Here is a 19,318-nt window from a genome sequence, read left to right on the forward strand (position 1 = left end):
CCCTTGCATGATTGGCATGCACCTCGTGCCCGCCATCCTCTGCAATTCAGCTTTCATGAATGGAGTAACAGAAGATGGGAAGCAATAGGGCTCATAACGAAGTGATCGCAAAGAAGGCGGCTGATGCAGAGCAGATGCTGCACTCGATTCTATTTGGAGAGGTCGAGGCAGAAGATATTCGCGATGACCAGATTCTGGCCGTGGCTTTGAATGGCGAGTTCTGCGGATCGTGCGACGCATGCTATGAAGCAGAGTTCATGTTCCGCCAGATTCATGGTCTGAAAAGGGGGTTGGACAAGCGGGTCGCTGCCAGCGCGCTGACGGATTGGAAGCGCGCGACGGCGACTGACCAGGCGATGTACGCGCTTAGAATTGCGGAACCAGCTCGTTTTGAAAGGACGAGAGTTGAACCATCTGGAAGGCTTTACTACCTTGACCAGAACATCCTTTCGCTGGCGCAGAGGGATGCCAGCCTGCACCGCGCATTGCTCCATGCGAAAGGGAGCGGTGAGGTTCGGTTTGTTCACAGTCCCTCGCATCTGGAAGAGATCGCAAAGATCGAAGCAGAACAGGATCGTGAAACTCATGTCGAGTTTCTCGAGGCGCTGAGTGATGAGGTGAGTCTACAGCCGAATGATGGCAGTGATTCGATCGTGCTTTTCCATGAGCCTCTGCGTATCACGCTCAAGAGAGTCATGGCGACGATTGATGCAAGCAAAGCCATTGAGCAGACGAAGCTGCTTGGGCCCGATGTGCAGAGATTTGAGTTCCCGGAGTATCTGGAAGAGAGTGGATTCAATCGAAGCCGTTTGAATCAATCTACGGGCATCTTTGATGCGCTGACAGATCAGGAGTTTGCGAAGCTTGTGGCTTTGAGCGCTCCAGCGTCCACATCCAAGGACTATTTCAAGGGACGGTGGATGCATTCGGAAGTTCGCAGCATCGTTTATTCACTCCATAACGCGATGGACGTTATGGGTTACAAATGTGACAAAAGCGAGCGCAAGCTGAGGAGCAGCATTCATGATGTTGAGCACCTCATCTATGCCTCAAGTTGCTCGGTCTTTGTCACGAGAGATGGGAATCTGCGACACAGGGCTCGCGAGATATTCGACTTCATGGGGCGGAGCATTTCGGTGCTTGATGATAAGGAGCTGCTGGCCTCCATTCAGTGAATGGCGCTTGGCCAGGCTGTCGACTGGCCAATGGGACAAAAAAAGCCCGGTGGCCAACCGGGCTTGAACCCATCCTGGGGGAGGGGGTGAATCAGGCCGCGTCGAGACTGGCGCGACGGGTCTGGGCCTTGATCAGGCGATCCATGGTGCGCAGCGAGCGGTCGCCGAGGGCCAGGGCGGAATCGACCCATACCTTGGTGATCTCCAGCAGTTCGTCGTAGCTGACCGGCTGGGCAATGCCGCGTGCGGCGTTCATCGCCAGGTAGGACTGCGGGGTGCGCTGCTGCTGGCGGATCAGTTCTTCGACCGCCGCGCGGCCTTCGCCCTTCTTCACCAGCACGTCGACCACGCCCATCGCATGCATCTCCTCGGCGCTGTAGACCCGGCCGTCGAGGATGATCTTCTCGGCCAGATGCGGAGACACCCGGCGGCACAGGAAGGAATAGGCGCCCATGCCCGGGAACAGCCCGAACAGCACCTCCGGCAGGCCCAGGCCGCTGCCTTCTTCGGCGACGATGGTGTGGCAGGCCAGCGCCATTTCCAGGCCGCCACCGAGGGCGTCGCCCTGGATCAGGGCGATCGAACGGACATCGCCGCCGAACCCGGTATGCAGGTGGTGCACCCCCTCCACGCAGCGCTGGGCGTAGTTCAGCAGCAGGTCGCGGTTGCCCTCGCGGATCAGGCGGGTGAACAGGTCCAGGTCGCCGCCCAGGTTATAAGCGACAGCATCGGAGGCCAGCACGAAGTGCCTCAGGGTTCCGCTGTGACGCTCGGCGGGGTTGCGGGTGATGGCCGCCATGTAGCTCCACATCTCGTCGAGCATGTCCTTGCGGCAGCAGGGACGGATGCCGGTAGCGGCATCGGCATGCATGAACAGCCAGTGCGCGGCGCCTTCGGCACTGTTTTCGGTACGGATGGTGGCAAAAGGCGAGCCGCTTGAGGGCAGCTTTTCGATGGTACTCATGGAAGGGTCCTCGGCATGCGGCCCGCAGTGTCAGGTGGGTGGCCGGCGGGCCGGACGGTCCACACACGCGGCGATGCTACACCGCATCCGGGGCCCCGCATGCGAAAGGGCCCGGGACGTTTCCGCCCCGGGCCCTGTGTCGTTCAATTTGCCGGAAACCCCTACTGCGCGGGGGTGTCGCGGAGTTCGCGGCGGAGGATCTTGCCGACATTGGTCTTCGGCAGTTCCTTCCGGAATTCAACGATCTTGGGGTGCTTGTAGCCGGTCAGGTTGGCCCGGGCATGCTCCTTGACCATTTCCGCGGTCAGGTTCGGGTCCTTCTTCACGATGACCACTTTCACCACTTCGCCGGACTTCTCGTCCGGCACGCCGACCGCGGCCACTTCCAGCACGCCCGGCATCATCGCGATCACGTCCTCGACTTCATTCGGGTACACGTTGAAGCCGGACACCAGGATCATGTCCTTCTTGCGGTCGACGATGTAGAAGAAGCCCTGTTCATCCATCTTCGCCATGTCGCCGGTGTGCAGCCAGCCGTCGGCGTCGATGGCCTTGGCGGTTTCCTCCGGGCGCTGCCAGTAGCCCTTCATCACCTGCGGGCCCTTGATGCAGAGTTCGCCAACCTCGCCCAGCGGCAGGATGTTGCTGTTGTCATCCTTGATGCAGGCATCGGTGGACGGAATCGGCAGGCCGATCGAACCGTTGTACTCGGTCAGGGTGAGCGGGTTGATGCAGGCCGCCGGCGAGGTCTCGGTCAGGCCATAGGCCTCGACCAGGGTCACGCCGGTGACCTTCTTCCAGCGCTCGGCCACGGCGCGCTGCACGGCCATGCCGCCACCCAGGGTGACCTTCAGCGAGGAGAAGTCGACCGTGTCGAAGCCGGGGGTGTTGAGCAGGCCGTTGAACAGCGTGTTGACACCGGTGATGGCGGTGAAGCGCACCGACTTGAGCTCCTTGACGAAGCCCTTCATGTCGCGCGGGTTGGTGATCAGGTGGTTGCAGCCACCGAACTTCATGAAGACCAGGCCGTTCGCCGTCAGTGCGAAGATGTGGTAAAGCGGCAGGGCGGTGATGATCCACTCCTTGCCCATCTCGATGCCCGACGCACCGATCCAGGCCGAGGCCTGCTGCATGTTGGCGATCAGGTTGCGGTTGGTCAGCATCGCTCCCTTGGCCACACCGGTGGTGCCGCCGGTGTACTGCAGGAACGCAATGTCATCGTGGTCGATCTCGACCTTGGGCAGGCTGTGGCGGCTGCCGAGCTTGAGCGCCTGGCGGAAGCGCACCGCGCCCTTGAGATGGTAGTTGGGCACCATCTTCTTGATGTACTTCAGCACGAAGTTGACGATCACGCCCTTGCCGCCGAGGAGGTCGCCCAGGCCGGTGGTGATCACGTGCTTGACCGGCGTATCGGCGATGACCTGCTCGACGGTGTCGCCGAAGTTGTCGACCACCACCAGTGCGGTCACGCCGGCATCGACCAGCTGGTGCTTGAGCTCGCGGGCGGTGTACAGCGGGTTGACGTTGACCACGGTCAGGCCGGCGCGCAGCACGCCGAAGGTGGCCACCGGGTACTGCAGGCAGTTGGGCATCATCAGGGCGACGCGGTCACCCTTCTTGAGCTTGAGCTCACCCAGCAGGTAGGCCGCGAACTGTTCGACCAGCGCGTCGGTCTCGCCATAGGTGAGGACCTTGCCGAAGCTGGAGTAGGCGGGACGGTCGCGGAATTTCGCGACGGAAGCGTCGAAGACCGAAGCTACCGAATGGAACTCGTTGACGTCGATCTCGGCGGGAACGCCTTTCGGATAGCTCTGCAGCCAGGGACGATCCAGACTCATATTCCCCCTCCAGGAATCGTGATGTTTTAGGTTCCGGCCCTGAGCGTATCGACAATGGCCGGTCATTGCAGCATACCCCGCCGTAGGGAAAACGCGAAGAGGGGTTCGCGGAGGCTGCAACGGCAAGTGCCGACCTGGGTCGGCACGGGATTGCGAGGGCTGGCCGTGGAGGAGTGCCCACCGAGGTGGGCACCTACCGGTGTGGGGCGATGCGTCGGCCGAGGGACTGCCTGCGTCAGCCCTGCTTGCGTACCGGAGCGCCGTTGGCCTTGTAGTACGGCGCGGTGCTGCGGGCCAGCGGGGTGCGGCCGCGGATCACGTCGGCCAGCTTCTCGGCCATCATGATGGTCGGCGCGTTGAGGTTGCCGGTCACCACCTGCGGCATGATCGAGGCATCGACGATGCGCAGGCCTTCCAGGCCGTGCACGCGGCCCTGGCCGTCAACCACCGCCATCGGGTCATCGGCATGGCCCATCTTGTTCGAGCACGACGGGTGGTAGGCGGTCTCAGCATGCTCGCGCACGAATGCATCGATCTGCGCATCGGTCTGCAGCGCGCTGCCCGGGGAGATCTCGCGACCGCTGTACGGTGCCAATGCCGGCTGCGCGAAGATCTCGCGGGTGATGCGGATCGCCGCACGGAATTCGCGCCAGTCCTGGTCGTGCGACATGTAGTTGAACAGGATGCTGGGATGTTCGCGCGGGTCCTTCGAGCGCACATGGATGCGGCCGCGGCTGGGCGAGCGCATCGAACCGACGTGCATCTGGAAGCTGTGCGCCTTGATCGGGTTGGAGCCGTTGTAATTGATCGCCACCGGCAGGAAGTGGTACTGCAGGTTCGGCCAGTCGAATTCGGCATCGCTGCGGATGAAGCCGCCGGCCTCGAACTGGTTGCTGGCGCCGATGCCGGTGCCCAGGAACAGCCACTCCGCACCGATGGCCGGCTGGTTGTACAGCTTCAGTGCCGGAGCCAGCGACACCGGCTTCTTGCACTCGTACTGCAGGTACATCTCCAGGTGGTCCTGCAGGTTGGCGCCGACGCCCGGCAGGTGGTGCACCAGGTCGATGTCCAGGCTGCGCAGCAGATCGGCCGGGCCGACGCCGGAGCGCTGCAGGATCTGCGGCGAGGCGATGGCGCCGCCGCACAGCAGCACTTCGCGGCGGGCGGTGGCACGCTGCGGCTGCTCGTTGTGCAGCCACTGCACGCCCACCGCACGCTTGCCCGAGAACAGGATGCGGTCGGTCAGCGCGTGGGTGACGATGGTCAGGTTCGGGCGTGGCTTGGCCAGGTCCAGGTAGCCGCGCGCGGTGCTGGAGCGACGGCCCTTCGGGGTGACCGTGCGGTCCATCGGGCCGAAGCCTTCCTGCTGGTAGCCGTTGAGGTCGTCGGTGCGCGGGTAGCCGGCCTGCACGCCGGCTTCGACCATCGCCGCGAACAGCTCGTTGTTGCCGGCCTTGGGCGTGGTCACGCGCAGCGGGCCTTCGCCACCGTGGTAGTCATTGGCGCCGATATCGCGGGTTTCCGCCTTGCGGAAGTACGGCAGGCAGTCCAGGTAGGTCCAGTCTTCCAGGCCCGGCATGCTGGCCCAGTTGTCGTAGTCCATCGCGTTGCCGCGGATGTAGCACATGCCGTTGATCAGCGACGAACCGCCCAGGCCCTTGCCGCGACCGCAGTCCATGCGGCGGTTGTTCATGAAGGGCTCGGGATCGGTCTTGTAAGCCCAGTTGTAGCGCTTTCCCTGCAGCGGGAAGGCCAGCGCCGCCGGCATCTGGGTACGGAAGTCGAGCCGGTAGTCCGGGCCACCGGCTTCCAGCAGCAGCACGCTGACATCGGCATCTTCGGTGAGGCGGGTGGCCAGCACGTTGCCGGCCGAACCGGCGCCGATGATGATGTAGTCGTACTCGTTGTGGGTGCTCATGGGTGTCTCCTGCAGGCCGGGGCGCGCTGCATGCAGGCGTCCCGGCGGAATGTCGGATCGGCGCGGTGGCCGGACGTTGGGGCGTGCTCGCGGCGCGCCGGTCAGAACACGCTGGCGTAGTCGCCCAGCTCGACCTGCACCGACTTGATGCGGGTGTAGTGGCCGAGGGTGGAGATGCCGTTCTCGCGGCCGACGCCGGATTCCTTGTAGCCACCCACCGGCATTTCGGCCGGCGATTCACCCCAGGTGTTGATCCAGCAGATGCCGGCTTCCAGGCGGTGGATGATGCGGTGGGCGCGGCTGACGTCCTTGCTGACCACGCCGGCGGCGAGGCCGAAGGTGGTGTCGTTGGCGCGGCGGATCACTTCTTCTTCGTCGTCGTAGGCGAGGATGCTCATCACCGGCCCGAAGATCTCTTCCCGGACAATCGTCATGTCATCGCGGCAGTCGGAGAACACGGTCGGCAGCACATAGGCGCCATTGGCCAGTGCGCCCTCGGTGGCACGGCCACCGCCGGTCAGCAGGCGGGCACCTTCGGCCTTGCCACTTTCGATGTAGCGCAGCACGTTTTCCATGTGCGGGAAGCTGGTCAGCGGGCCGAAGTTGGTCTCGGCGGCCATCGGGTCGCCGATGCGGATGCGCTTGACGCGCTCGACGACAGCGGCCTCGAATGCGGCCAGCATGCTGCGCGGCACGAACACGCGGGTGCCGTTGGTGCAGACCTGGCCGGAACTGAAGAAGTTGGCCATCACCGCGATGTCGGCGGCGCGGTCCAGGTCGGCGTCATCGCAGATCACCAGCGGCGACTTCCCGCCCAGCTCCATGGTCACTTCCTTCAGCGACGAGGACGCGGCACTGGCCATCACCTTCTTGCCGGTGGCGACGCCGCCGGTGAAGGAGATCTTCTCGATCACCGGGTGCTCGGTCAGCCACTGGCCGATCTCGCGGCCCGGGCCCTGCACGACGTTGAACACGCCGGCCGGCACGCCGGCTTCGGTGTAGATCTCGGCCAGCCTGATCGCGGTCAGCGGGGTCACTTCGGAGGGCTTGAACACCATCGCGTTGCCGGCAGCCAGGGCCGGGGCCGACTTCCACATGGCGATCTGGATCGGGTAGTTCCAGGCGCCGATGCCGGCAACCACGCCCAGCGGCTCGCGGCGGGTGTAGAAGAAGCTCGACTCGCGCAGCGGCAGCTGGATGCCCTCGATGGCGGTGGCCAGGCCGGCGTAGTACTCGACCACGTCGGCACCGGTGACGATGTCCACGGTGGTGGTCTCGGCCAGCGCCTTGCCGGTGTCCAGGGTTTCCAGGTGTGCCAGTTCGTCGTTGCGCTCGCGCAGGATCTCGACGGCACGGCGCAGGATGCGCGAACGCTCCATGGCGGTCATCGCAGCCCACACCTTCTGGCCTTCGGCCGCGCTCTGCACGGCGCGTTCGACGTCGGCCTGGCTGGCGACCTGGACTTCGGCGAGGACTTCACCGGTGGCCGGGTTGACGGTCTTGAAGGTCTTGCCGCTGGTGGCATCGACCCGCTGGCCGTGGATGTAGAGCTGTTGGACGGGCAGGGCGGTCATGGGGCGTACTCCTTGGAAGGGGGCGGGGTGCTGAAGCGCTTATAGCGCGACAGCCTGCAACTGGAAGTCGATGTAGCCGTAAGCGATGCGCCGGGACTTCTCGGCATTGAACTGGCCGCCGACCAGGCTGCCGCGCAGCCACAGGCCGTCGATCATCGCGGCCAGGCCGCGCGCGGCCAGGCGGGCCTGCGGGTGGGGCAGCAGGCGGTTGAACTGGTGGCACAGGTTGGAGAACAGGCGCTGGTCGTTGGCGCGCTGCAGGCGGGCCAGTTCAGGCTGGTGCATGCTCGCCGCCCAGAAGGTGAGCCAGACGCGCATCGCGGTGCCGTTGATCTGGCTGTCGTCGAAGTTGCCATCGACGATGGCGCGCAACTGGTCGCGCGGGTCGTCGCCGACCTCGGCACGGTAGCGGGCAACCGCCTCCTTCAGCTCGCGCAGGATCTGCCGCATTGCAGCATTGAGCAGGCCGTCCTTGTCGCCGAAGTAGTGGGCGACGATGCCGCTGGACAGCCCTGCCTTCTTCGCGATGGTGGCGACGGTCGCATCGGCCATGCCGATCTCGTCGATGGTCTGGAAAGTGGCCCGGATCAGCTGTTCGCGCCGTACCGGTTCCACGCCTTTCTTCGGCATTGTCTCTCCACGGATTGCGACCCGAAGGATCGGGCTGCCCGCCATTATGCTTTTTATTGATTGAACGTTCAATCAATAAACCATAGGATGCGCTCGCGCCCCACGCCATGGGCCCGGTTTACCGGTCCGGCCCCGCCCATGTGCTCCCTCGGACTTGATGAGACGACCCCATGTCTTCCCTGGCTCATCCCAAGCGTTCGCCCCTGCGCTTGAACCGTTTTGTCTTCTTCAGCTCCTCGGTGTCGATCGGCATCCTCGGGCTGCTCACCGTTCTCTATCCCGAAGGCAGCGAGCACTGGCTGCAATGGGCGCAGGCCGAAGTGTCGGCCGCGTTCGGCTGGTGGTACATGCTGCTGATCGTGCTGTGCCTGGGTTTCGTGCTGTGGCTGGCGTTCTCGCCGTACGGCCGTATCCGCCTGGGCCACAACGAGGAGTCACCGGCCTTCGGCTACGTCGCCTGGGTCTCGATGCTGTTCTCGGCCGGCATCGGCATCGCGCTGCTGTACTACGGCGCCTACGAGCCGCTGGACCATTTCCTGCATCCGCCCGGGCAGCCCGGCGGCACCGTGGCCGCCGGCCGCGAAGCGATGGTGCTGACCTTCCTGCACTGGGGCCTGCACGGCTGGGCGCTGTACGCGCTGGTCGGCGTGGCGCTGGGCTACTTCGCCTACCGCCGCGACCTGCCGCTGGCGCTGCGCTCGGCGCTGTACCCGATCTTCGGTGAGCGCATCCACGGCCGCATCGGCGACATGGTGGACGGCTTCGGCATCCTGGCCACGCTGATCTCGATGGTGACCAACCTCGGCATCGGCGCGCTGGTGGTGCAGTCCGGCCTGGTCTACCTGTTCCACATCCCGGATACGCCGCAGGTGCTGGTGGCGATCGTGCTGGTGATGATGGTGGTGGCCACCATCGGTGTGGTGGCCGGTGTGGAGAAGGGCATTGCCTGGTTGTCCAACCTCAACGTGCGCCTGCTGTGCGGCCTGCTGCTGTTCGTGCTGGTCACCGGCCCGACCCTGCACCTGTTCGATGGCCTGATCCAGAACACCGGCGATTACCTCGGCGCGTTCGTGCGCAAGAGCTTCGACATGTACCTCAACGACCCGAAGGGCCGTGAGTGGATGGGGTCGTGGACGCTGTTCTACTGGGCGTGGTGGATCGCCTGGGCGCCGTTCGTCGGTCTTTTCGTGGCGCGCATCTCGCGTGGCCGCACCATCCGCGAAGTGATCATGGGCGTGTTGCTGATCCCGCTCGGCTTCACCCTGGCCTGGCTGTCGATCTTCGGCAACACCGCCATCGACCTGGTGCTCAACCACGGCCAGGCGATCCTGGGTGACGTGGCCCAGCATGATGCGGCGATGACGCTGTTCAAGCTGCTCGAATACCTGCCCGCCGCGCCGTACGTGGCCGGTGCCGCCGTGGTGATCGGCTTCGTGCTGTTCCTGACCCCGGTCGATTCGGGCACGCTGATGATCGCCAACCTGTGCACCCGTCGCGTGGACGATGGCGTGGAAGATGGCCATGACGCGCCGATCTGGCTGCGCGTGTTCTGGGCAGCGGGCATCACCGTGGCCAGCGTCGGCCTGCTGCTGGCCGGCAACTTCAGCGCGATGCAGACGGCGGTGGTGCTGTGTGGCCTGCCGTTCTCGTTCACCCTGGCGTTCTACATGTGGGGCCTGTTGAAAGCGCTGCGCACCGACCCGGACGCGCCGCGGCGGTGAGCGGGCATCCGGTGGCCATCCCGATGCCGCCGTTGATGCAGTAGAGCCAGGCCATGCCTGGCTGCGATGAAGCAGAAAGGGCCGGATCCGCGAGGATCCGGCCCTTCTTCTTGTAGAGCCGAGCCCATGCTCGGCTGCTGTTCGCGGGATGGCCGGCACGAGCCGAGCGTAGGCTCGGCCCTACAGGAAACATCGCAGCCCGTAGAGCCGAGCCCATGCTCGGCTGCTGTTCGCGGGATGGCCGGCATGAGCCGAGCGTAGGCTCGGCTCTACAGGAAACAATGCAATCTGTAGAGCCGAGCCCATGCTCGGCTGCTGTTCGCGGGATGGCCGGCATGAGCCGAGCGTAGGCTCGGCTCTACAGGAAACATCGCAGCCCGTAGAGCCGAGCCCATGCTCGGCTGCTGTTCGCTGGATGGCCGGCATGAGCCGAGCGCAGGCTCGGCTCTACAGGAAACATCGCAGCCCGTAGAGCCGAGCGCAGGCTCGGCTCTACAGGTGATGCATTACTTGCTGGCCAGCTGGCGCAGCACGTACTGCAGCAGGCCACCGTGGCGGAAGTACTCGACTTCCTTCGGGGTCAGCAGCATCACCGAGACCTCAAAGGTCTTCTTCGTGCCATCGGCCCTGGTCGCGGTGACCGTGGCGCGCTTGCTGGCACCGTCCTGCAGGCCGGTGATGTCGATCGTTTCCGAGCCGTCCAGGCCCAGGCTCTGCGCGTTCTCGCCGTTGCGGAACTGCAGCGGCAGCACGCCCATGCCGACCAGGTTGGAGCGGTGGATGCGCTCGAAGCTTTCGGCGATGACTGCCTTCACCCCCAGCAGCAGGGTGCCCTTGGCGGCCCAGTCACGCGACGAGCCGGTACCGTATTCCTTGCCGGCCAGCACCACCAGCGGCACCTTGTCGGCCTTGTACTTCATGGCGGCATCGTAGATCGCCAGCTTTTCCGGCTGGCCACCGCCGGCCGGGTAGTACAGGGTGTTGCCGCCTTCCTCGCCACCGAACATCAGGTTCTTGATGCGGATGTTGGCGAAGGTGCCGCGGACCATCACGTCATCGTTGCCGCGGCGGCTGCCGTAGCTGTTGAAGTCGGCCGGCTGCACGCCGCGTTCCTGCAGGAAGCGGCCTGCCGGCGAGTCCTTCTTGATGTTGCCGGCCGGGGAGATGTGGTCGGTGGTGATCGAGTCGCCGAACAGGCCCATCACGCGCGCGCCGTGCACGTCGTCGATGCTGCCGGTCTGCATGGTCATGCCATCGAAATACGGCGGGTTCTTGATGTAGGTGGAGGCATCGCTCCACTCGTACAGGTTGCCGTCCGGCGAGGCGATGGTGTTCCAGCGGGTGTCACCCTTGAACACGTCGGCGTAGTTCTGCTTGAACATCTCCGGGCCGATGGTGGCGGCGATGACGTCGCCGATTTCCTTGTTGCTCGGCCAGATGTCGCGCAGGAACACCGGCTGGCCATCGCTGCCGGTACCCAGCGGCTGGGTGGTCAGGTCGATGTCGGTGGTGCCGGCGATGGCGTAGGCCACCACCAGTGGTGGGCTGGCCAGGTAGTTCATCTTCACTTCGGGGTGCACGCGGCCCTCGAAGTTGCGGTTGCCCGACAGCACCGAGGTGACCACCAGGTCGCCGGTGGCGATGCCGGCGCTGACTTCGGTCGGCAGCGGGCCGGAGTTGCCGATGCAGGTGGTGCAGCCGTAACCGACCACGTAGAAGCCGATCTTCTCCAGCTCCTTCAGCACGCCTGCCTTTTCCAGGTAATCGGTGACCACGCGCGAACCCGGCCCGAGCGAGGTCTTCACCCACGGCTGGCGGTTCAGGCCTTTGGCGGCCGCGTTGCGGGCCAGCAGGCCGGCGCCGATCATCACCGCCGGGTTGGAGGTGTTGGTGCACGAGGTGATGGCGGCGATGACCACGGCGCCGTCCTTCAGCCGCACCTTGCGGTTCTCGATCTCGATATCGGCGTAGCCCTTGGCCAGCTGCTCGTTGCCGACCGCCGCGCCGCCGCCCTCGTTGACGAACGAGGAGACGTCGTCGCTGCGCTTGTCACGGTTGGCGGTCATGCCAACCAGCGCTTCACGGTAGTTCTTCTGCACGTCTTCCAGCAGCACGCGGTCCTGCGGGCGCTTCGGGCCGGCCAGCGACGGCTTCACCGTACCCATGTCCAGTTCCAGCGTGGTGCTGTACTGGGCGTGCGGGCTGCCCGGTTCGTGCCACAGGCCCTGCGCCTTGGCATAGGCCTCGACCAGGTTGATCTGTTCCTCGCTGCGGCCGGACAGGCGCAGGTAGTTCAGCGATTCGGCGTCGATCGGGAAGATGCCGCAGGTGGCGCCGTATTCCGGGGCCATGTTGCCGATGGTGGCGCGGTCGGCCAGCGGCAGGTGCTGCAGGCCGTCACCGTAGAACTCGACGAACTTGCCGACGACGCCCAGCTTGCGCAGCATCTGGGTGACGGTGAGCACCAGGTCGGTGGCGGTGGCGCCCTCGGGCAGCTTGCCGGTCAGCTTGAAGCCGACCACCTGCGGGATCAGCATCGACGACGGTTGGCCGAGCATGGCGGCCTCGGCTTCGATGCCGCCCACGCCCCAGCCGAGCACGCCGATGCCGTTGATCATGGTGGTATGGCTGTCGGTACCGAACACGGTATCGGGGTAGGCAATGGCCTTGCCGTCCTTGTCCGTGGTCATCACCACGCGGGCCAGGTTCTCCAGGTTCACCTGGTGGACGATGCCGGTGTTCGGCGGCACCACCTTGAAGTTGTCGAAGGCCTTCTGGCCCCAGCGCAGGAAGCCGTAGCGTTCCTGGTTGCGCTGGAACTCGATCTTGCCATTGAGGTCCAGCGCGTCGGGCTTGCCGAACACATCGACCTGCACCGAGTGGTCGATGACCAGTTCGGAGGGGATCTGCGGGTTGATCTGCTCAGGCGAACCGCCGAGCTTGACCACCGCATCGCGCATCGCGGCCAGGTCGACCACGCAGGGCACGCCGGTGAAATCCTGCAGGACCACGCGCGCCGGCATGAAGGCGATCTCGGTGTCCGGCTCGGCGGCCGGGTTCCAGCGGGCCACGGCTTCGATGTGGTCCTTGCCGACGGTGATGCCGCCGTCCTCGTGCCGGAGCAGGTTCTCCAGCAGGATCTTCATCGAGTAGGGCAGGTGGGAGATATCGAAGCGCTGGCCCAGCGTGGGCAGGCTGAAGTAGTCGTAGGTCTTGCCGCCGACGTTCAGCTGGCTGCGGGTGGAGAACGAATCGCTCATGCGGGGTAACTCCTTCTTGCGGATGGCTTGCAGTGGCCCGCGCATGGGCGGACCTGCTTGCGGTCGCCGCGGGCCTTGCGGCCCCGGTTGCTCCAGTATGAACCCGAAACTGAATGGATTCACCCGGGCCGGGTCCGGCCTGCGGCATCGGTTCCAGACTACAGGGGAGGGTGTATGGCGTATGTCACGTGTGTGGCCGATCCTTTGCGGGGCAAGGGCCGGAAGCGCGCCGGTCCTGTTCAGGGTGGAAGTATGCCCGGGGAAGTATGTATAATTTGTGCATACTCTGGAGGGCCTACCGATGGAAGCCACTGTTGCAGAACGCGGACAGATCACCCTGCCCAAGGCGGTGCGTGATGCCCTCGGCCTGACCAAGGGCACGCTGCTGAAGGTCGAGCTGGACGGCAGCCGCATCATCCTGCGCAAGAGTGTTGACGATGCCATTTCACGGGCGCGCGGCAAGTTCGCGCTGGACGGCTTCGAATCCTCCGACGCAGCGGTACGCGCGGTGCGTGACGAGGAATAAGCCGTGATGATCGCCGTTGATTCGCCGGTGCTGGTCGAGCTGCTCAGCAATGGTCCGCAGGCCGATGCCGTCGAGGCCATCCTCCGCCAGAGCCTGGTCGGTGGCCGCGTGGTGGTCTGCGGCGCGACCCTGGCCGAGGTCTGCGCATCGCTGCGCGGCGGCGCCGAGGTGCTGGAAGCGCTGGAAGAAATGGGCGTGCATTTCAACCCGATGGAAGCCAAGTCGGCACTACGTGCCGGCGAGATGCATCGCCGCCACCGCCAGCGCAGCGGCAGCCGCCGCAGCCTGGACGAATTCATGGTCGGCGCCCACGCACTGCTGCAGTGCGATGGCCTGATCACCTGGAACGATACGTTTTACCGCGACTACTTCAAGGGCCTGAAGCTGATCGTGCCGCAAGCCTGAGCCCACCCAAACACCCTTAAATCGCATTACCCGGGAGTTGTCATGTTGGAAGCCTACCGCCACCACGTCGCCGAGCGCGCTGCGCTTGGCATCCCGCCGCTGCCGCTGAGCGCGCAGCAGACGGCCGATGTCATCGAACTGCTGAAGAACCCGCCGCAGGGCGAGGCCGAGTTCCTGCTCGACCTGCTGACCCACCGCGTGCCGGCCGGCGTCGATGACGCGGCCAAGGTCAAGGCCTCGTACCTGGCGGCGATCGCCCTGGGCAGCGAGCAGAACCCGCTGATCAGCCGTGAGCGCGCCACCGAACTGCTGGGCACCATGCTCGGCGGCTACAACGTCGCTCCGCTGGTGCAGCTGCTGGACGACGCCAGCGTGGGCACCATCGCCGCCAATGGCCTGAAGAAGACCCTGCTGGTGTTCGATGCGTTCCATGATGTGCAGGAGAAGGCCAAGGCCGGCAATGCCAACGCCCAGGCTGTGCTGCAGAGCTGGGCCGATGCCGAGTGGTTCACCAGCAACCCGGAAGTGCCGCAGAGCCTGACCGTCACCGTGTTCAAGGTGCCGGGCGAGACCAACACCGACGACCTGTCGCCGGCGCCGGACGCGACCACCCGCCCGGACATTCCGATGCACGCCCTGGCGATGCTGAAGAACAAGCGCGACGATGCGCCGTTCACCCCGGAAGAAGACGGCAAGCGCGGCCCGATCCAGCAGATCCTCTCGCTCAAGGACAAGGGTCACCTGGTTGCCTACGTCGGCGACGTGGTCGGCACCGGTTCCTCGCGCAAGTCGGCTACCAACAGCGTGCTGTGGTGGACCGGCGATGACATTCCGTTCATCCCGAACAAGCGTGCCGGCGGCGTCTGCCTGGGTTCGAAGATCGCCCCGATCTTCTACAACACCATGGAAGATGCCGGCGCACTGCCGATCGAGCTGGACGTGTCGAAGATGGAGCACGGCGATGTGGTCGAGCTGCGTCCGTACGAAGGCAAGGCGCTGAAGAACGGTGAAGTGATCGCCGAGTTCCAGGTCAAGTCCGAAGTGCTGTTCGACGAAGTGCGTGCCGGTGGCCGCATTCCGCTGATCATCGGCCGTGGCCTGACCGGCAAGGCGCGCGAAGCGCTGGGCCTGGCCCCGACCGACCTGTTCCGCCTGCCGGTGCAGCCGGTCGACACGGGCAAGGGCTTCTCGCTGGCCCAGAAGATGGTCGGCCGCGCCTGTGGCCTGGCCGAAGGGCAGGGCATGCGCCCGGGTACCTACTGCGAACCGAAGATGACCTCGGTCGGCTCGCAGGACACCACCGGCCCGATGACCCGTGACGAGCTGAAGGACCTGGCCTGCCTGGGCTTCTCGGCCGACCTGGTGATGCAGTCGTTCTGCCACACCGCCGCTTACCCGAAGCCGGTGGACGTGAAGACCCACCACACCCTGCCGGAGTTCATCTCCACCCGTGGCGGCGTTTCGCTGCGCCCGGGCGACGGCGTGATCCACAGCTGGCTCAACCGCATGCTGCTGCCGGACACCGTGGGTACCGGTGGTGACTCGCACACCCGCTTCCCGGTGGGCATTTCGTTCCCGGCCGGTTCGGGCCTGGTCGCCTTCGCTGCTGCCACCGGCGTGATGCCGCTGGACATGCCGGAGTCGGTGCTGGTGCGCTTCAAGGGCAAGATGCAGCCGGGCGTGACCCTGCGTGACCTGGTCAACGCGATTCCGCTGTACGCGATCAAGTCGGGCCTGCTGACCGTGGCCAAGGCTGGCAAGAAGAACATCTTCTCCGGCCGCATCCTGGAAATCGAAGGCCTGCCGGAGCTGAAGGTCGAGCAGGCGTTCGAACTGTCCGACGCCTCGGCCGAGCGTTCGGCGGCCGGTTGCTCGGTGCGCCTGAACAAGGAGCCGATCATCGAGTACCTCAACAGCAACATCACGCTGCTGAAGTGGATGATTGCCGAAGGCTACCAGGATCCGCGTTCGCTGCAGCGCCGTATCGAGAAGATGGAAGCGTGGCTGGCCAACCCGGAGCTGCTGGAGCCGGATGCCGACGCCGAGTACGCCGCCGTCATCGAGATCGACCTGGCCGACATCCACGAGCCGATCGTGGCCTGCCCGAACGATCCGGACGACGTGAAGACCCTGTCCGAAGTGGCCGGCGCCAAGATCGACGAAGTGTTCATCGGTTCGTGCATGACCAACATCGGTCACTTCCGCGCCGCTGCCAAGCTGCTGGAAGGCAAGCGTGACCTGCCGACCCGCCTGTGGGTGGCCCCGCCGACCAAGATGGATGCCTCCGAGCTGACCAAGGAAGGCGTGTACGGCACCTTCGGCGCCACCGGCGCGCGCATGGAAATGCCGGGCTGCTCGCTGTGCATGGGCAACCAGGCGCAGATCCGCGAAGGCTCCACCGCGATGTCGACCTCGACCCGCAACTTCCCGAACCGCCTGGGCCGCAACACCAACGTGTACCTGGGTTCGGCGGAACTGGCGGCGATCTGCTCGCGCCTGGGCCGCATCCCGACCAAGGAGGAGTACATGGCGGACATCGGCGTGATCAATGCCAATGGCGCGGAGATCTACCGCTACATGAACTTCGACCAGATCGAGGAATACCAGGACGTGGCCAAGACGGTCGCTGCCTGATGCGGTAGTGCCGGCCGCTGGCCGGCAGCCCGTTGGAACAGAAAACCCCCGGTGAAAGCCGGGGGTTTTTCTGTATGTGCCGGGCTGGACCTGCCACTTCGTCCGGGGCAGTCCACGAATGTCGCGGGATCGATGGCCGGGGAGTGGCACCTGCTGGCGGTGCCGGACCGGCAGTGTGGAGGTGCTGGCCGCAGTGATGATGGCCCATGGCGCCACGAGCAGGGCCGGGCGATCGCGGTGGCCTAGCCCATGCGCATCGCGGTTCGCGTCTGCTCCTGGGCGTGGTCCTGCTGGGCGACCTGCTGTGCCTGCGACAGTTGTTCGGCCTTGGCGAGCGACTGCTCTACGGGTGTGTTGACGGCCTCGCTGACCGCAATCGATGCCCGCAGGTGTGCCGGATTGTCGAGCGCTCCCTGCACAAGGAACATGCGGGCCCCCGAGCCATCGCTGGGTGGATTGCCCAGGACAACATGATCGACGCGCTCCAGGCCGCTGCCCTTGGCCGTTGCAAGCAGGCTGGCCGTCATCCGTTCACTGGTTTCGTCGAAGCTGCGCCCGTGCCTGGCATCCACGGCGGATACACCGTCGCGAATCTGCCGGTAGAGCGCATGGTCCGGGTGGCCTTCCTTCCTGGGATCCAGGCCTGCCTTGTCCAGGGTTGATTCGATGCTCTCCCGCAACGGGCTGCTGGGAGAGAAGCCTGGATTGCGCAGAGAGGGCGAGCCCTTGTCGGTTGCATCCTGGACCAGCTGCCCGCCGGGCTTGAGCGCATGCTGGGCCCGCTGCTGCGCTTCAGCCTCGTTGCGGGCGTATGCACCCGCTTCCATGGTGCCGCGAAGGTAACTGACCCCGTCACGCAGCAGTCCAGGGCCGCCGCCGACAAGCACGGTCGCCGCTGCGCGCAGCTGATGCACATCACCGCGGTAGTCGGCGATCCGGCGCAGGTCTTCAGGATCCGTGACCCGGGCATTGAGGTCGTCCAGTACAGACTGCACCGGACCCTTGTCGGTCATGCGATCAAGGAAATGAACCATTCGATGGGAGTCACCCAGCTGGACCGCCACCGCGGCGGACATGACGTGGCCACTTTTCATTCCGGGCGTTACGAGTGAGGCGATGCGCTGGCCCTGCTCGGCGTTGCGCAGGACCTCCAGTTCCCTGGGGAGCGCATACATCTCGATCCTGCCGTAGTGAGGGCCGCCCGCACTGACCAGGTCGCCTGCCATCACATGGTTGGTGAAGGGTGCCGCATTGGCCGGCTGGCCTTCAGGAAGACGATACGCCAGCCCGGCAGCGCCGTAGGGATTGAATGCATCACCGGGGAGGTTGTAGTGATGCGCAGTGATCTGTGCGAGCGCGCCGCCCAGGGAGTGACCGGTGATGTGTACTGGGCCGTACCCATTCTCTTCAGCCAGCTTGACGGCCCGCTTGGTCAGGGCAAGGGCATCGCCGAGTTGTGCATTGACTCTGGCGGTGACCATTGCAGCGTCGATGCCGCCGTCAATCAAAGGCTGGCGGTCGAACTCCGTTCCGCGATGCGCAACGATGACTTCGTTGGTCTTTGTGTTGAGGTAGACGATGCCTTGATATCCGGATATGGAATCCTCAAGATCCAATACTCTATATCTCGTCCCGTCAATTGTGACCAATTTCTGTTTCGGAGGAGGCTCAGCATAAGCTGCGTCTGCGAGTGTTGCGCTGGTTCTAGGATTCATAGCCTGTGGCCTTCAGTCCATTGAAGAGATTTCTATCCGGAAGTACTTTGGGCGATCTGCTGGTGGGAGTTTATCGAACATAGTCTGGGACTGGGTGCCAGCTTGCTCAGGAATCTGTCCGGAAATTAAAGGCTTTAACGCCTTTTTTATGTAAGTGGTCGAGCCTCCCTCTTCTTTAATTTCTTGGAAAGAAGCACCGACTGTCGCGTGGATTGAACGGCCATCAATAGTCAATGGAAATGAAGCTTCCAGAGTGTTGGGTATCCAATTGCATGGGCCGCGCCCGTAATAGTCAGCGACCGCCATCCCATCTTTGAACGCCGTGGTGGTGAACTCGGTTGGGCTGATGCGCTCTACCTGCAATTGAACAGAATGCCATTTAGGTTCGTAATGCACGCCCTCGTAGTTGTTGATCGGAGGGAGGCAAAGCGAGTCAATCTCGTACAAGACGGTGATCGTGGGAACTGGGACGTCCACGGGTGCATCGTGGACCCGAATCACAATTGGCAGCGCATCTTTGGGTGCGGGATTTTCGCGGTAGGCCGGGTATGAGCGTTCTTTGTTGCAGCCTGCAACGGCCAGTGTGATCAAAGCGATCAACGCGACATGCGCAACGGGCGGGAGGGATTTCAGCATGAGCGGTCCATGTCGCTGATTGAGGTGGCACGGGGGTGCGCCCGTACGGGGCTGCTAGCGGGACCGGGGGTGCCCGCGCGGACGACGGCGCCATGAAGGGCATTCCGTGGCAGATGCGACAGGCTGCGCATTGGATGCTCGTCGCTCCCAGGGTTTCCATCCTTGTGTACCCGTGGTGTGGAGCCTTGCGCGGTCACGTTCATCGGCGTTCCATTGCTCTGTGGCATCTGACTATACGACCCGTTCCCGTCGTGCTCCAAGGTCTCAGACGTGCGGGCGTCTCAATTGCAGGCGGGAGGATGCCGACGCCTGCCGCGATGGT

Annotated in this window: 13 protein-coding genes; 5 read left to right on the forward strand and 8 right to left on the reverse strand. The window is 64.5% G+C overall.

What is annotated here, in order from left to right; all coding sequences use genetic code 11:
• Positions 1–74: 74 nt before the first annotated feature.
• Positions 75–1,175, forward strand: coding sequence for a hypothetical protein (locus tag B9Y64_RS17005; RefSeq protein WP_100441720.1), 1,101 nt, complete (start codon positions 75–77; stop codon positions 1,173–1,175).
• Between the two features lie 91 nt (positions 1,176–1,266).
• Here B9Y64_RS17005 and B9Y64_RS17010 read toward each other — a convergent pair whose 3' ends face one another.
• From B9Y64_RS17010 to betI, 5 genes are all read right to left on the reverse strand, one after another.
• A complete protein-coding gene (locus B9Y64_RS17010; RefSeq protein ID WP_100441721.1) occupies positions 1,267–2,139 on the reverse strand; it encodes a crotonase/enoyl-CoA hydratase family protein in 873 nt (290 codons plus the stop codon).
• Between the two features lie 161 nt (positions 2,140–2,300).
• Positions 2,301–3,977: a long-chain fatty acid--CoA ligase gene (locus B9Y64_RS17015; protein WP_100441722.1), complete on the reverse strand. Its 1,677-nt coding sequence runs from the start codon at positions 3,975–3,977 to the stop codon at positions 2,301–2,303.
• 235 nt (positions 3,978–4,212) lie between these two features.
• Positions 4,213–5,895 (reverse strand): choline dehydrogenase, encoded by a 1,683-nt coding sequence (gene betA, locus B9Y64_RS17020; protein ID WP_100441723.1) that lies wholly within the window; start codon positions 5,893–5,895, stop codon positions 4,213–4,215.
• Positions 5,896–5,996: 101 nt separating this feature from the next.
• The gene (gene betB, locus B9Y64_RS17025; protein ID WP_100441724.1) at positions 5,997–7,469 is read right to left on the reverse strand and encodes a betaine-aldehyde dehydrogenase; all 1,473 of its coding nucleotides are present in this window, start codon (positions 7,467–7,469) and stop codon (positions 5,997–5,999) included.
• A 39-nt stretch (positions 7,470–7,508) separates the two neighbouring features.
• The gene (gene betI, locus B9Y64_RS17030) at positions 7,509–8,099 is read right to left on the reverse strand and encodes a transcriptional regulator BetI (RefSeq protein WP_100441725.1); all 591 of its coding nucleotides are present in this window, start codon (positions 8,097–8,099) and stop codon (positions 7,509–7,511) included.
• Positions 8,100–8,269: 170 nt separating this feature from the next.
• Here betI and B9Y64_RS17035 point away from each other — a divergent pair, with 170 nt between their 5' ends.
• Entirely contained in the window at positions 8,270–9,820 is a 1,551-nt protein-coding gene (locus B9Y64_RS17035; protein WP_097048057.1) for a BCCT family transporter, read from the forward strand.
• A gap of 506 nt (positions 9,821–10,326) precedes the next feature.
• Here the strand turns inward: B9Y64_RS17035 and acnA are convergent.
• On the reverse strand, positions 10,327–13,080 hold the full coding sequence (gene acnA, locus B9Y64_RS17040) for an aconitate hydratase AcnA (protein WP_100441726.1): 2,754 nt from the start codon (positions 13,078–13,080) through the stop codon (positions 10,327–10,329).
• Positions 13,081–13,381: 301 nt separating this feature from the next.
• Between acnA and B9Y64_RS17045 the strand changes: the two genes are divergently transcribed.
• Genes B9Y64_RS17045 through acnB form a run of 3 tightly spaced genes read left to right on the forward strand, consistent with a single transcriptional unit; the run spans position 13,382 to position 16,645 of the window.
• A complete protein-coding gene (locus B9Y64_RS17045; RefSeq protein WP_005409505.1) occupies positions 13,382–13,606 on the forward strand; it encodes an AbrB/MazE/SpoVT family DNA-binding domain-containing protein in 225 nt (74 codons plus the stop codon).
• Between the two features lie 6 nt (positions 13,607–13,612).
• A complete protein-coding gene (locus B9Y64_RS17050; RefSeq protein WP_008267153.1) occupies positions 13,613–14,011 on the forward strand; it encodes a type II toxin-antitoxin system VapC family toxin in 399 nt (132 codons plus the stop codon).
• A gap of 42 nt (positions 14,012–14,053) precedes the next feature.
• Positions 14,054–16,645 (forward strand): bifunctional aconitate hydratase 2/2-methylisocitrate dehydratase, encoded by a 2,592-nt coding sequence (gene acnB, locus B9Y64_RS17055; protein ID WP_100441727.1) that lies wholly within the window; start codon positions 14,054–14,056, stop codon positions 16,643–16,645.
• Positions 16,646–16,887: 242 nt separating this feature from the next.
• Here the strand turns inward: acnB and B9Y64_RS17060 are convergent, their stop codons facing one another.
• On the reverse strand, positions 16,888–18,261 hold the full coding sequence (locus tag B9Y64_RS17060) for an XVIPCD domain-containing protein (RefSeq protein WP_238379927.1): 1,374 nt from the start codon (positions 18,259–18,261) through the stop codon (positions 16,888–16,890).
• A gap of 111 nt (positions 18,262–18,372) precedes the next feature.
• Complete coding sequence (locus B9Y64_RS17065; RefSeq protein WP_100441729.1) at positions 18,373–18,996, reverse strand: hypothetical protein; 624 nt, start codon at positions 18,994–18,996, stop codon at positions 18,373–18,375.
• Between the last annotated feature and the right edge of the window lie 322 nt (positions 18,997–19,318).

It is taken from the genome of Stenotrophomonas maltophilia, from assembly GCF_002799245.1.
Classification (GTDB): Bacteria; Pseudomonadota; Gammaproteobacteria; order Xanthomonadales; family Xanthomonadaceae; genus Stenotrophomonas; species Stenotrophomonas maltophilia_S.